This window comes from Cellulomonas wangleii (genome assembly GCF_018388445.1).
Taxonomy (GTDB): domain Bacteria; phylum Actinomycetota; class Actinomycetes; order Actinomycetales; family Cellulomonadaceae; genus Cellulomonas; species Cellulomonas wangleii.
Genome location: NZ_CP074405.1, coordinates 528,009 through 540,585 on the forward strand (window position 1 = coordinate 528,009; position 12,577 = coordinate 540,585).

General features: G+C 74.7%; 12 protein-coding genes. 2 read left to right on the top strand and 10 right to left on the bottom strand.

Annotated elements, in window-relative coordinates:
• Positions 1 to 14: 14 nt before the first annotated feature.
• Together KG103_RS02650 and KG103_RS02655 are read left to right on the top strand one after the other, a co-directional pair.
• A complete protein-coding gene (locus tag KG103_RS02650) occupies positions 15 to 563 on the top strand; it encodes a GNAT family N-acetyltransferase (protein WP_207340338.1) in 549 nt (182 codons plus the stop codon).
• Positions 564 to 679: 116 nt separating this feature from the next.
• Positions 680 to 2,209: an outer membrane protein assembly factor BamB family protein gene (locus KG103_RS02655; RefSeq protein ID WP_207340339.1), complete on the top strand. Its 1,530-nt coding sequence runs from the start codon at positions 680 to 682 to the stop codon at positions 2,207 to 2,209.
• Here KG103_RS02655 and KG103_RS02660 read toward each other — a convergent pair.
• The 10 genes from KG103_RS02660 to KG103_RS02705 all read right to left on the bottom strand — a co-directional run bounded on the left by KG103_RS02660 (position 2,193) and on the right by KG103_RS02705 (position 12,506).
• Entirely contained in the window at positions 2,193 to 2,558 is a 366-nt protein-coding gene (locus KG103_RS02660) for a hypothetical protein (RefSeq protein ID WP_249670716.1), read from the bottom strand. The two genes, KG103_RS02655 and KG103_RS02660, sit on opposite strands and share 17 nt — an antisense overlap.
• A complete protein-coding gene (locus tag KG103_RS18750; RefSeq protein ID WP_242635847.1) occupies positions 2,531 to 2,671 on the bottom strand; it encodes a hypothetical protein in 141 nt (46 codons plus the stop codon). The genes KG103_RS02660 and KG103_RS18750 overlap by 28 nt, the downstream gene beginning before the upstream one ends.
• Before the next feature lie 163 nt (positions 2,672 to 2,834).
• Positions 2,835 to 5,087 (bottom strand): alanine racemase, encoded by a 2,253-nt coding sequence (gene alr / locus KG103_RS18755; protein WP_249670718.1) that lies wholly within the window; start codon positions 5,085 to 5,087, stop codon positions 2,835 to 2,837.
• Positions 5,084 to 5,725: a M15 family metallopeptidase gene (locus KG103_RS02675; RefSeq protein ID WP_207340341.1), complete on the bottom strand. Its 642-nt coding sequence runs from the start codon at positions 5,723 to 5,725 to the stop codon at positions 5,084 to 5,086. The genes alr and KG103_RS02675 overlap by 4 nt, the downstream gene beginning before the upstream one ends.
• A gap of 212 nt (positions 5,726 to 5,937) precedes the next feature.
• Positions 5,938 to 7,506 (bottom strand): outer membrane protein assembly factor BamB family protein, encoded by a 1,569-nt coding sequence (locus KG103_RS02680; RefSeq protein ID WP_207340342.1) that lies wholly within the window; start codon positions 7,504 to 7,506, stop codon positions 5,938 to 5,940.
• A 97-nt stretch (positions 7,507 to 7,603) separates the two neighbouring features.
• Positions 7,604 to 7,972 carry a hypothetical protein gene (locus KG103_RS02685; RefSeq protein ID WP_207340343.1) on the bottom strand — a complete coding sequence of 123 codons (369 nt, stop codon included), beginning with the start codon at positions 7,970 to 7,972 and terminating at the stop codon, positions 7,604 to 7,606.
• Positions 7,973 to 8,177: 205 nt separating this feature from the next.
• Positions 8,178 to 9,017: a carbohydrate ABC transporter permease gene (locus tag KG103_RS02690; protein ID WP_207340344.1), complete on the bottom strand. Its 840-nt coding sequence runs from the start codon at positions 9,015 to 9,017 to the stop codon at positions 8,178 to 8,180.
• Positions 9,010 to 9,978 carry a carbohydrate ABC transporter permease gene (locus tag KG103_RS02695; RefSeq protein ID WP_207340345.1) on the bottom strand — a complete coding sequence of 323 codons (969 nt, stop codon included), beginning with the start codon at positions 9,976 to 9,978 and terminating at the stop codon, positions 9,010 to 9,012. Before KG103_RS02695 ends, KG103_RS02690 begins: the two co-directional genes overlap by 8 nt.
• A gap of 29 nt (positions 9,979 to 10,007) precedes the next feature.
• The gene (locus tag KG103_RS02700) at positions 10,008 to 11,321 is read right to left on the bottom strand and encodes an ABC transporter substrate-binding protein (RefSeq protein ID WP_207340346.1); all 1,314 of its coding nucleotides are present in this window, start codon (positions 11,319 to 11,321) and stop codon (positions 10,008 to 10,010) included.
• Between the two features lie 165 nt (positions 11,322 to 11,486).
• Positions 11,487 to 12,506, bottom strand: coding sequence for a LacI family DNA-binding transcriptional regulator (locus KG103_RS02705; protein WP_207340347.1), 1,020 nt, complete (start codon positions 12,504 to 12,506; stop codon positions 11,487 to 11,489).
• Positions 12,507 to 12,577 lie beyond the last annotated feature (71 nt).

Sequence of the window (12,577 nt, forward strand, 5' to 3'; positions counted from 1 at the left end):
CTAGGGTGGCCGCCATGACGGTCTCCTTCCACCGCCTCGACCCCGTGGGCGCCGATCGCACCGCTCTCGTGGACTTCATGACGCGGAACGTCTTCCCGTTCCACGTCCGGCCCCGCCTGACGGCGCAGGACGTCGAGGAGCAGGTCGCCGACGGCGCCTACCGCGACGAGGACAACGACACGTACTGGGTGGAGCACACCGACCTCGGCCGGATCGGGGTGCTGCGCCTGGAGGACCTCACGGAGTCGGCGCCGCTGTTCGACCTGCGCCTGGACGGGCCGGTGCGCGGCCGGGGCCTCGGGGTCGAGGTCCTGCGTGCGGCCACCGACCACGTGTTCGGCACGATGCCGGACGTGCACCGCTTCGAGGGGCAGACGCGCGAGGACAACATCGCGATGCGCAAGACCTTCCTGCGGTGCGGCTGGCTCAAGGAGGCGCACTACCGGGAGGGCTGGCCGGTCGAGGGTGCCGCGCCCGTCGCCTCCGTGGCCTACGCGGTCCTGCGGCGCGACTGGCAGAGCGGGACCACGACGACGTTCGTCTGGGAGGACCTCACGGTCTGACCCGGCCGGCAGCGCCGCCGCCCTCCCGGGCACCACGCTCGCGCGGCCGTCGCCCGGTCTCGTGACTGTGCACCCGAACGGGCCCGGCCGGCCGGCCCGGCCGCTAGCCTCCGACGATGGCGCGCCGCGGTCACCTGCACGAGGTCGAGGTGGTCGACGACGTCGATCCCGGTGGTGCGACCCCCGACCCCTCGCCCCCCGGCGGTGCGGCGGCCGGCGACGGGGATCCCGCGGCGGGGTCCGGTCGACGACGCGTCGCGCTGCTCGTCGGCGCCGGGCTCGTCGTGGCCCTGGTCGTGGCCGGCGTCGTGGGGCAGGTGGTGGTGGACCGGCGCGAGCGCGCCCTGATCGCCGCCGTGGCCGCGCTGCCGTACAGCGTCGACCTGCTGACGCGGCCACCCGAGCCGGCGTGGGAGACGACCACGCGGTACCGGCTGCAGATCGCGGACGTGCGCACGCCGGACGGCCTGCTGGTCTCGGTACCGGCCGCCACCCAGGGGCCGGTGGCGGTGACGGCCGTGGACGCCGCCACGGGGAGCGAGGTGTGGCGGACGGAGGTCCTCGACGGCTCGACGCACGTCGACCCCCGGACCGGCGCGCGGGCGTTGTCGTTCCCCGGCCGGTGCGAGCAGGCCGGCAGCCGCGCGGACCTCGTGACGTGCTGGGTGGACGACGGCGTCGAGGTGCTCACCGCCGACGGGTCGGCCGAGATCCCGCCGACGGTGACGCGTGTGCTCACGCTCGACGCACGCGACGGCTCGGTCGTCACCGACGTCACCGGGGCGCTGGGTGCGGGGGTCATGGACGCATCGTTCGCCGCGGTCGCGGACGTCGTCGTCGTCGCGCTCCCGACCGAGGGCGGGGCCGACGTCGTCGCGGTGGGACCGGACGGTGCGGAACGGTGGCGGACCACGGTCGCCCTGCCCGAGGGCGCGGACGAGCAGTGGTTCTCCGTGCGGACCGTCGGTGACCTCGTCTCGGTCAGCTCGCCGACCGCTCTGCGCCTCCTCGACGCGCACGGGCGCACGGTGCGCTCCTGGGGGCGGGACGCCGACTCGCCGTACATCGCCGCCGAGCTCGTCGCCGGCCGCGTCCACGTCGTCGCGTACCCGCAGGAAGGGTCCGACGCCACGGACCCGGACGACGACGTGCGCACCACGGTGCTGCTCCCCGAGGGCGACGTCGAGCTGGCCGGCTATCCCCTGGTCGCGCTCGACGACGGCAGCGTGCCGGGCCTGCTCCTGACGATGCGCGAGGACGGGGTCACCGCCTGGGACGTCGCGGGTGAGGAGCTGTGGACCCGCGACGGGTGGGTGGCGGGGAACGCCGTCCTCATCGGCGGCCGTCTCCACCTCGCCGGCGAGTCCGCCGTGGTGACGCTCGACGCGCGCACCGGCGAGGTGATGTGGGAGTCGACGGCGATGAAGGGCACGATCGTGCCCGACGGCCGGCACCTGCTCGGGCTCGCGCGTGCGCCGAGCACGGCCGGGGAGCCCGAGCTGGTGGCCCTGGACCCCGCGGACGGCACCGAGATGTGGCGGTCCCCCCTGCCTGAGGGCACCGAGGACGTGACGGTCTCCGGACGCATGCTCGTCGCGGTCGACTCGACCGTCGGCGACGACCTGACCCTCACCGTCCTGCGCTGACGCCCGCCGCGACCCGGGGGCGTCGGCCCGCCCGCTGCACGGGCCGCTCCACCAGCCACCAGCTCACGGCGGCCGCGAGCAGCGTCGCGGGCACGGCGACCAGGCCGGTGGCGTCGTCGAGCGTCGGGCGCAGCCACAGCGTCAGCGGGTAGCTCCACAGGTAGGCGGCGTACGACACGGTGCCGAGCGCGACCAGCGGGCGCCACACCGGCCGCAGGGTGACGTGCCGGCGGCCGGCCTGCACCAGCACGACGGTCGCGACGGCGACCGCGGGCCCGGCGAGCAGGTAGGTCGCGGCGTGGCCGCGCAGGTCGACGACGCTCAGCCCGGCGAGCAGCGCGACGGCCACGGCCACCGCCGCCGGGCCCGTCGCGGCGCGGGGCCACCGGCCTGCTGGTAGATCGCCGGGCTGACACCCACGAGGCCGACGTACGGCACGTTGGCCGTGTACGTCAGCGACACCGCGACGCTCCGCCCGAGCGTGTCGACGTCGCCCAGCGGGTCGAGCGTCAGGGTGACGACGCCGACGACCCTGCACCCGGGAACACGTCGGGTCAGGCGTGCCGCAGCATCACCAGCGCGATGGCGGCGCCGCGCAGGGCGTCCCACGCGCCGACGCGTGCCGTCACGGAGTGCCCGCGGCGTGCCGCACCCGGGCCTGTGCGACGAGCTCGGCGACCAGCTCCGCGTACGGCAGGCCCGCCGCCGCGAACATCCGCGGCACCTGCGAGTGCGGCGTCATGCCGGGCATCGTGTTGACCTCGTTCATCAGCGGCCCGTCGGACGTGAGGAAGAAGTCGGCGCGCGCGACCCCCTGGCACCCCAGCGCGTCGACGACCGCCAGCGCGGCGGCGGCCAGGCGGTCCGCGTCGGCCGGGTCCAGCTCGGCCGGCACGACGAACCGTGCGCTGCCGTCGTACTTGGTCGCCGTGTCGAAGACGGCTCCGGCGTGGCCGATCTCCAACGGCGGCGACGTGACGGTGGTGCCGTCGGCGCGGCGCAGCACGGCGACGTCGATCTCGCGGCCCGTCACGAGCCCCTCGACCAGCACCCGGTCGTCCAGCTCCAGCGCAGCGGCGACCGCCGCTGCGAGCTCGCCGACGGTGTCGACACGGCGCACCCCGTGGCTGGACCCGTTCGCCACCGGCTTGACCACGGCCGGCAGACGCGGCTCGCGGCAGGCCTCGGCGGCGCTGCGCACGACGTGCCCGTCGGCCACGGCGACGCCCACCGCGGCGGCGACCAGCTTGGTGACCCACTTGTCCATCCCGACGGCCCCGGCCCGCACCCCGGACCCGACGCAGGCGACGCCTGCGAGGTCGGCCAGCGCGGCCAGGGTGCCGTCCTCGCCGTGCGGGCCGTGGACCGCGGGCAGCAGGACGTCGCACGTCGCGATCAGGGCGACCGCCTCCGGGAACGTCAGCGCGACGCCGTCGGTCGACCACGTGCCGTCGCGGGCGATGGTCAGGGCGACGACGTCATGCGTGGGGGCGAGGGCGTCATGCGTGGGGGCGAGGGCGTCGCGGACGGCCGCGGCGCTCGCGAGCGACACGTCGTGCTCGGCGTTGGCGCCGCCGCCCACGACCGCGACGCGGCACCCCGGTGTCGGCGGGGTGGGCAGGGGCCGGTGCTGCAGGGGGGAGGAGGTCACGGGTGCTCCAGGTGGGAAGGGGGGACGTGTGGGGGTGAGGTGGGCGTCGGCGGGTGCGGTGCGGCGTACGAGCCGCCGCCCCAGCCCGGTCAGCAGCTCGTGCGGGAGGGTGCCCGCCCAGCCCGCCCACTCGGCGAGCGTGGGGGCGGGGTCGCTGGTGGCGCCGCCGGTCACGACGTCGTCGCCGGTGCCGATGACCGTCACGACGTCGCCCAGCCGCACGGGCAGGTCGCCCACGTCCACGACGACCTGGTCCATCGACACGCGCCCGACGAGCGGGCGCCGCCGGCCGTGCACCAGGACCTCGGCGCGACCGGACGCCGCCACGGGCAGACCGTCGGCGTAACCGAGCGGCAGCAGCGCGAGCCGTGTGGGGGCGGCCGTGCGGTGGGTGTGGTCGTAGCCCACGCCGACCCCGGCACCGACGTCACGGACCTGCACCACCGGTGCCGTCACCTGGGCGGCCCCGCGCAGCACCGGGTACCGGCCCGTCGGGTCGATGCCGACCAGGCCCGCCCCGACGCGTGAGAGGTCGAACGCCGTGCCGGGCAGGCCCAGCACGGCGGCCGTCGCGCCCAGGTGCCGCAGCCGGGGCCGCAGCCCGACCGCGCGCGCCTGCCGCACGCCGCGCACGAACCGGGCCCTGGCCGCCGCGTTGCCGACCGGGTCGAGGCTCGCCGCGCAGGGCAGGTGCCCCATGACGCCGACGACCCGCACCGTCCCGTCGAGCTCCGCACGACGGGCCGCAGCGCACAGCCCGGGCCACAGCTCCGGCGGGCAGCCGTCGCGGGCCGCGCCGCAGTCGAGGTACAGGTGGACGCGCACGACCCGCCCCAGCCGCCGTGCCGCCGACACCGCGGCCTGCAGGTGCGTGACACCCGGCACGGCCACGTCGACGCCGTGCAGCGCGGCGTCGGACAGGTCGTCGCCCGGGGCCGTCAGCCAGGCCAGCAGCGGCGCCGTCAGGCCGGCGAGGCGCAGCTCGGCGGCCTCGGCGAGCGTCGCCACACCGAGCGCGGACGCCCCGTGCCCGAGCGCCGTGCGCGCGACGTCCTCGGCGCCCAGCCCGAACCCGTCGGCCTTCACGACGGCCATCAGCCGCCGCGCGGACCCGGCCAGGACGCGGGTGTTGTGCGCGACCGCGTCGAGCCGCACCGTGAGCACCGGGTGGGTCCGGGCCACGGCGGCGTCCGGGCCCGGGTCCGTCGGGCAGAGGGTCGCGCTCACGCCGCCACCGGCCCGTGCAGGGCGGCCGGGCTGCCCGTCAGCAGCGCCCAGTAGCGGTCGCCGAAGCTCCAGTGCCACCACTCCGTCGGGTAGTTCACGAACCCGGCGGCGCGCATCGCGTCCGACAGCGCCGTGCGCAGCGCCCGAGCGGCCGGTGGGACGGGCGCGTCGGTGAAGCAGCGGCCGTCGCTCTCCTCCGGGGTGGCGTCGAGCGGGCACCCCAGGTCGAGCTCCGTGCCCGCGTCGTCGACGAGGGTGACGTCGACGGCCGCGCCGGCGACGTGCGGCGCCACGTCCACCGGTGCCACGTACCGGCTGGTGAGGCGGTCCACCTCGGCGTCGGACGCGGCGGGGTGGTCCGCGCGCACGCGGGCGCGGTACCCGGCGACGATCGCGGCCTGCTCGGCCGGGCTGCGCCACCCCTGCGCCAGGGCCAGGTGCAGGCCCGGCGGCAGTGCGGCCCGGGCGAGCGCGAGGCGCCGGGCCACCGGTGCCCGGACGCGTGCGCCGAGCGGGTCGGCAGTGGCGTGCAGGCGGGGCAGCCGGGCGTCGACGAGGGGATCGCCGCTCTCGAGGACCGGGACGGCTGCCACACGGGGGTCGTGCAGCAGGACGACGTCGTCACAGGTCAGGGGCATATCAGTGACGCTATGCGGGACGCCGCGCCCGCCGATTCCCCCTGCGGGCTCGACGTGCGGCCCACCACGGGGGCACACGGTCGTGGGTCCCGTCCGTCCGTGGGTGGGAAGGCGTCGGACCCGTCCCAACCCCGGGATGACGTGCCGGTCGTACGGACGAGCAGGGCGGGGTCGCCGCACCGTGCGGGGCGCGCGTCGGCTGCCGGACCGGATCACCCCAGTGCGGTGACGACCACCTGGTCCAGTCCGTCGTGCTCCCACCGTTGGCCCAGGAGGACGCCGCCCACCGGCCACAGGCTGTCGACGTCGACCGGCGTGGGTGCGCGCCACACCTCCGAGCCGTCCTTGCGGTCGAGCGCGACGAGGCGGGTTCCGCCGTCCTCGCCCAGCGTCGGCCCGGCGGTGACGACCAGGACGTTGCCGTCGGTCATCAGGGGGGTGTCCGACCGCAGGGCTGTCATCCGCCACACCTCGGCACCCGTGCCCGCGTCGAGCGTCAGCAGCCCGGTGCCGTCCGCGAGGTGGACGAGGCCGTCCAGGGCGACGGCCTCGCGCGGCAGCCGGACGTCGGCGGTCCACAACGGTGCGTCATCGCTGTCCCAGGCGTGCAGGCCGTCGGCGTCCCACGTGAGCGCCGTGAACGGCGCGGTGCCGTCGTCGACGCCCAGCCACACCCACTCCCCGGGCCGGGTGACGGCGCCGTCCGGACGGATGAACGTCGACGACGCGGGGGCCTGCGGCGGGTCGCCCGGAGGCGCGTACGCGCCGCCGGTCCCCAGGACGACCGTGCCGTCGGTGGAGCCCGTGGCCCAGGCGTCCGCGGCGCGGGGCGTGCGGCGGACCGTCGCGCCCGTCGCGCCGAGGAGGTGCACGGCATCGGGGGTGACGAGGGCGGCGTGGTCGCCGGCCCCGATCAGCTGCAGCTGCTCGGGCGACCCTCCGGGCTCGGGCTCCGCGGGCGGCGGGGCGGGCACGGTGGTGCGCCACGCGACGGACCCGTCGCGTCGGACGGCCCGGACCTGGGCACCGTCGGACGTGCGGCCCGCCAGCAGCACCAGGTCGCCGAGGGTGGTGGACGACTCCGCGACCGGCGCCGCAGCGGCCTCGTCCGTGAGGTCGGTGACGACCGTGCCGTCCCGTGCGTCGAGCAGGACCAGGCGGGAGACGGTCGCGGCGATCTTGCGCATCGTCCCGTCCTCCTCGACCCAGACGGCGTTCTCGGCGGTGCACAGCATCACGTCCGACGTGCGGTTGTCGGGGGCGCCGGGCCAGCAGTACGCGGAGCCGCGCATGACCGGGACCACCCCCGCCGGCAGCTCCATGCCGTCGGCCACGGTGAGCAGGTCGACCTCCCACGCCGTCCTGCCCGTCGCCAGGTCGACCGCCCGCGCGACGACCCGGCCGTCCGGGTGTTCCACGGCCCCGGCCGCGTGGCCGGCGGAGGTCACCACCTGGAACGGGATGTCCTCGTCGCTGGTCCACAGGACCTGCGGCGGCCCGTCGAGCGGTGCGAGGACGCCCCGGAGCGCGGCGACGGCCGCGAGCCGGTCCCGCTCGCGGGCGGTGACGACGCCCTGCCCGATGACGCCGACGAGCACGAGGACCGCGAGCAGACCCGCCCCGAGCGTGGTGGCCCTGCGCCGGCGTGCGCGTGCGGCGTCGGTGCCGGACGGGGCGCCGTCCCCGGGTGCGTCACCGTCCGGCGGGTCGGCCGACGCGCCGTCGCCGGCCCCGTCCTCCTCGACGAGGTCGACCTCCTGCTTCGGGCCACGGCGTCCCATCGGCGCAGGGTAACCGGACACACGTCGCGGACGGGCCGATCTCATCCCATCTCACCCGCGGCACCCGACGGCGTCGCCACGTCGGGCGTCGTGCCCCTCACGCCGGGTCCGACCGGGTGGCCCGTAGGGGGCGCCCGGTCGACGCCACGAGCCACGCCGGCGCGGCGCTGACGACCGCGCCGACCACCCACCACGCGACGTCGTCCGCGACAGCCCCGGTGAGCGCGACGAGGGTGGCCGTCACGGCCGCGAGAGGCGCCAGGGCGAACCACCACCGGCCCGGTGCCCGCTCACGGGAGACGCCCACGACGAGGCCGAGCGCGAACACCGGGAGCAGCGTCAGCAGGGGCGGGACCGGCCACGACGTCAGGTTCGCCAGCACCACCGCGGCCTGGACCGCGGCGAGCGACCTCACGCCGAGGCGCCACCGCGCGGTCTCCTGCTCGTCGACCCGGATCTCGGTCACCGCCGGTCCCCCCTCGTCCCTGCCCGGCCCACGGTTCGGCGGACCGCGCACCTGGAGGGATCCTGACATACCGGACCGCGCTGCGGGGCTGCACTGCGGGCCTGCACTGCGGGGCTGCACTGCAGGGTTGCTCAGCGGGGTTGCCGCAGGCCGGTCCCCTCCACCGGTCCGCGACGTGGTGGTCAGGTGCGCGCACCCCCGCCGCTCACTTCACCGCCCCCGCGGTCAGCCCCGCCACGAACTGCCGCTGCAGCAGCAGGAACCCGATGACCACCGGGATCGAGACCACGAGCGACGCCGCCATGATCTCGTTCCAGTAGACGTTGGTCTGCGTCGAGTACTGCCGGATCCCCACCGCGAGCGTGCGGTTCGCCTCCGTCGTCATGACCGACGCGAAGAGCACCTCTCCCCATGCCGTCATGAAGGCGTAGATCGCCACCGCGATCACGCCGGGTCGTGCCGCCGGCAGCACGACGCGGAACAGCGCGCCGATGGGGGAGCAGCCGTCCACCCGAGCGGCCTCGTCGAGCTCCTGCGGGATGTTGTCGAGGTACCCCGACAGCATCCAGATGGAGAACGGCAGCGAGAACGTCAGGTACGTGATGATCAGCCCGATGCGGGTGCCGACGAACTGGAAGCCCGTCTGCTGCTCGATGTTGACGAAGATGATGAACAGCGGCAGCAGGAACAGCACGCCGGGGAACATCTGCGTCGACAGCACCGTGGTGGTGAATGCCGTCCGGCCGCGGAACCGGTACCGGGACACCGCGTAGGACGCGAAGATCGCGATCGCCAGGCTCGCCAGCGTCGCGGCGCTCGACACGATCAGGCTGTTCACGAAGTACCGGGCCAGCGGCACCGTGGTCCACATGTCGACGAACGGCTGGAACGTCCACGTGGTGGGCCACCACGAGAACGCCCCGCGCACGTCCTGCAGCGGCTTGAGCGACGACGTGATCATGACGTAGAGCGGCAGGGCCGTGACCGCCGCGAGCACGACGACCACGACCGTGCGGAAGGTCTTGAACGCCCGGGTCTCATGCACGGCGCGACCTCCGGTTCAGGGTGATCAGGTAGATGCCGGTGACGAGCAGCAGGAACAGCAGCAGCAGCACCGACATCGCCGCACCGGCGCCGAAGTTCCACGTGAGGAACGAGGCGTTGTAGATGTGGAACGAGATGAGGTCGCCCGCGGGTGGTTGCGACGTGCCGAACAGCACGTACGGGGTGTTGAAGTCGTTGAACACCCACAGGAACATCACGAGCACCAGCACCAGGTTCACCGGGCGCAGCATCGGCAGCGTGATGGACCACCAGGACCGGAACGCGTGCGCACCGTCCATCGCCGCGGCCTCGTACAGGTCGTCGGGCACGGACTGCAGGCCGGCCGTCAGCATGAGGAACGCGAACGGCCACAGCCGCCACGTCGCGACGATGACGATCGACGCGAACGCGTGCCCGCCGATGAGCCAGAACGGCCGCTCGTCCAGCACCCCCAGGTCCTCGACGAGCAGCTGGTTGATGACCCCGGTGTCCCGCTGGAGCATGAAGTTCCACGTGACGATGCCCGCGTACACGGGCAGCGCGTACGGCACGAGGAACAGCGTGCGGAACGCCGCGCGACCCCGGAACGGCCGCTGCAGCGCCACGGCGGCGGCCATGCCCAGCACCCACGCCGTGCCCACCACGAGCACGGTGTACGCGCAGGTGATCGCGAAGGAGCTGAGCAGCGCGCGGCCCACCGCACCGTCGAAGTCCAGGGCGACCTGGTAGTTGCGCAGCCCCACGAACGGGGCCGACGTCCAGTCGCGGATGAAGAACCGTGTGAGCTGCGTGAAGCTGATCCAGATGCCCGTGAGCATGGGAACCAGGTGGATGACCACCTCGAGCAGCACCGCCGGTACCAGCAGCGCGTACGGCAGCCACCACCCGCTCCTGCGGCGGCGACGCCCGGGCACGGTGCGCGCTGCGGGCACCGGCGGGGCGGTGGACGTGGTCGTGGCCACGGCGTCCTCCTCGGTGCGGTCCGCGGCGGTCAGCCGACCGACGCCTGGACCTGGTCCTGGGCCGTCTGCATGGCCTCGCGCACGTCGTCCTCGGTGACCGTGCCACCGGTCGCGATCGTGGCGAACATGCGGTTCATCGCCTGCCCGACGGTCGTCTCGAACTGGTCCTCCGCCGGCACCAGCGGCAGCGGGGCGGACCGCTCGTTGTAGATCTGCGTGAACGTCTCGGCCAGCTCGGGGTCGTCGGTGAAGGCGGCCTTCGCGTCCTTCAGCACGGGCAGCGAGGAGAAGGGCTTGCCGAGGGTCGTCTGCACGTCCTCGCTGGTCATGTACTCGACGAGCTGCAGGGCCTCGTCGGGGTGCTCGGTGTTGCCGAAGATCGAGATGTTGATGCCGGCGACGTGGCTGGCCACGTCGCTCTCGGAGTCCGCCGGTGCGGGGAAGGGCACCACGCCGTACGCGTCGGCCGCCATGCCGTTGGACTCGATCGTCGCGTTGGCGTTGTTCTGGTTGAGGATCATCGCCGCCTTGCCGGTGGCGAAGTCGGCCACGGCGAGCGACGCGTTGTCGTACTGCGCGTTGGCCGGGTTGACCACGTCCTCGGCCTGCATCAGGTCGAGGTAGCGCACGATGCCGTCGACGACGCCGTCCTCGGTGAACGTCGGGTTGCCGTCGGCGTCGAACAGCTCGGCGCCGTTCTGCGTCGCGTTGATGAACGCGAAGTGGTTGTTCTCCGTGTAGCTGCCCGCCGCCAGCGCCATGCCGTGGACGCCGGTCGCCGGGTCGGTGAGCGCCTGGGCGGCCGAGACCATCTCCTCCCACGTCGTCGGGGGCTGCAGGCCGGCCTCCTCGAACATCGCCTTGTTGTAGTAGAGCCCGTAGGCCAGCCCGTACAGCGGCACGGACGTGGGGTCGGTGTCCGGGGCGCCGCCGGTCTCCAGCGCGGTCTCGACGAACTTGTCCGCGCCGCCGATCGCGTCCATCGCGGCGTCGTCGAGCGGCAGGAACGCGCCCGTGGCCTGCAGCGACACGGCCCACGTGTTGCCGATGTTGACGACGTCGGGCGCCTGGCCGGACGTGACGGCCGTCTGGATCCGCGTCTGCAGGTCGCTCCAGCCAATGACCTCCAGGTCCACGCCGATCCCCGTGTCCTGCGTGAACTGCTCGAGCACGGGCGTGAGGACCTCCTTGTCGTTGTCCAGGCTCGTGCCCTGGTTGCTGGCCCAGTAGGTGAGGGTGACGTCGCCGTCACCGGAGGCGGAGTCGTCACCACCTCCCCCGCCGGAGCAGGCCGCGAGGAGCAGGACGGGGACGGACGCTGCGGCGAGGTGGCGAAGCTTCACGGGGACTCCCTTGTCGAGTGCCGGGGTACTGCCTAACCGGTTCAGTTCGCGGGGACAACGTATCCACCGTTAGGCCGAACGGGAACCCCTCGTGACGGATTCGTGACAGGAGTCAGCGGCCGCGTCCACTCGCCGGGGTCTCGGCGTTGCGGTGCGGGGGACCGGTCAGGCGGGGGCGGGTCCCGTGCTCGCGCGCACCCGCAGCTCGCTCGGGCGCGGCCCGGTGTCCTCGTCGGGGGTGCCGGCGATCACCGCGAGCAGCGCCTGCGCGCAGCGGCGGCCGAAGTCGCGCGGGTGGCGGTCGAGCGCCGTGATCGGCGGCGCCCCGATCTCGCACAGCAGCGAGTCGTCCCAGCTCACCACCGACATCCGGCCGGGCACGTCCATGCCCGCGCGCGCCGCGGCCCGAACCACGCCCAGCGCCATGACGTCGTTGGACGCGACCCAGGCGGTCGGCCCGGGCCCGTGCTGCAGGCGCTCGGTCGTCAGCCGCTCCGCCGTCCCCATCGTGTAGTCGCCCTCGACCGTCTCGACGACGATGCCCGTGCGGTCCGCGGCCGCGCGCACCAGCTGGTCACGGCGCTGCTCGTGCAGCAGCCCCGACGGGCCCGCCAGGTGGACGATCCGCCGGTGGCCCAGGTCGCGCAGGTGCTCGACGACCCGGTCCGCGTCACCGTGCTCGTCGGGCACGACGGCGGGCAGCGCGGCCCCCGGCTCCGCGGCGCCGTTGAGCACCGCCGGCAGGCCCAGGTGCCGGACCAGGGGGATGCGCGGGTCGTCGCGACGCTGGTCGAAGAGCATGACGCCGTCGACCCGCCGCTCACCCGCCCACCGCTCGTACACGGCCAGGTCACGGCCGGGCTCCGTGCCGACCATGCGCAGCAGCAGCCCGTACTCGGCCTCGATGAGCGCCGACTCGATGCCCGACAGGACGAGCATGTAGTACGGCTCGGTGCCCAGCAGGTCGGGGTCCCGGGACAGCACGAGCCCGACGACGCCGGTCCGCGCGCCCGACAGGGTCCGCGCCGACGAGCTGGGGTACCACTGCAGCTCACGGGCCAGCGCCAGCACCCGCGCCCGCGTCTCCGCGCTCACGCCGGGCCGCCCGTTGAGCGCGTACGACACCGACGCCTTGGACAGTCCCAGGCGCTGCGCGAGATCGCCGATGGTCACGCGCTCGGCCATGGGGCGATGCTACCGGGGGCCGAGCAGCGGCCCGGGCGTGGTCCCCGGGCTCGGCCCCTCGCCGTGGCGCC

Excerpts from the sequence above, each read along its gene's own strand:
- KG103_RS02675 (WP_207340341.1), bottom strand. The coding sequence starts at position 5,725 with ATGCCCCTGACCTGTGACGACGTCGTCCTGCTGCACGACCCCCGTGTG.
- KG103_RS02680 (WP_207340342.1), bottom strand. The coding sequence starts at position 7,506 with ATGGGACGCCGTGGCCCGAAGCAGGAGGTCGACCTCGTCGAGGAGGAC.
- KG103_RS02655 (WP_207340339.1), top strand. The coding sequence starts at position 680 with ATGGCGCGCCGCGGTCACCTGCACGAGGTCGAGGTGGTCGACGACGTC.
- KG103_RS02650 (WP_207340338.1), top strand. The coding sequence starts at position 15 with ATGACGGTCTCCTTCCACCGCCTCGACCCCGTGGGCGCCGATCGCACC.
- KG103_RS02705 (WP_207340347.1), bottom strand. The coding sequence starts at position 12,506 with ATGGCCGAGCGCGTGACCATCGGCGATCTCGCGCAGCGCCTGGGACTG.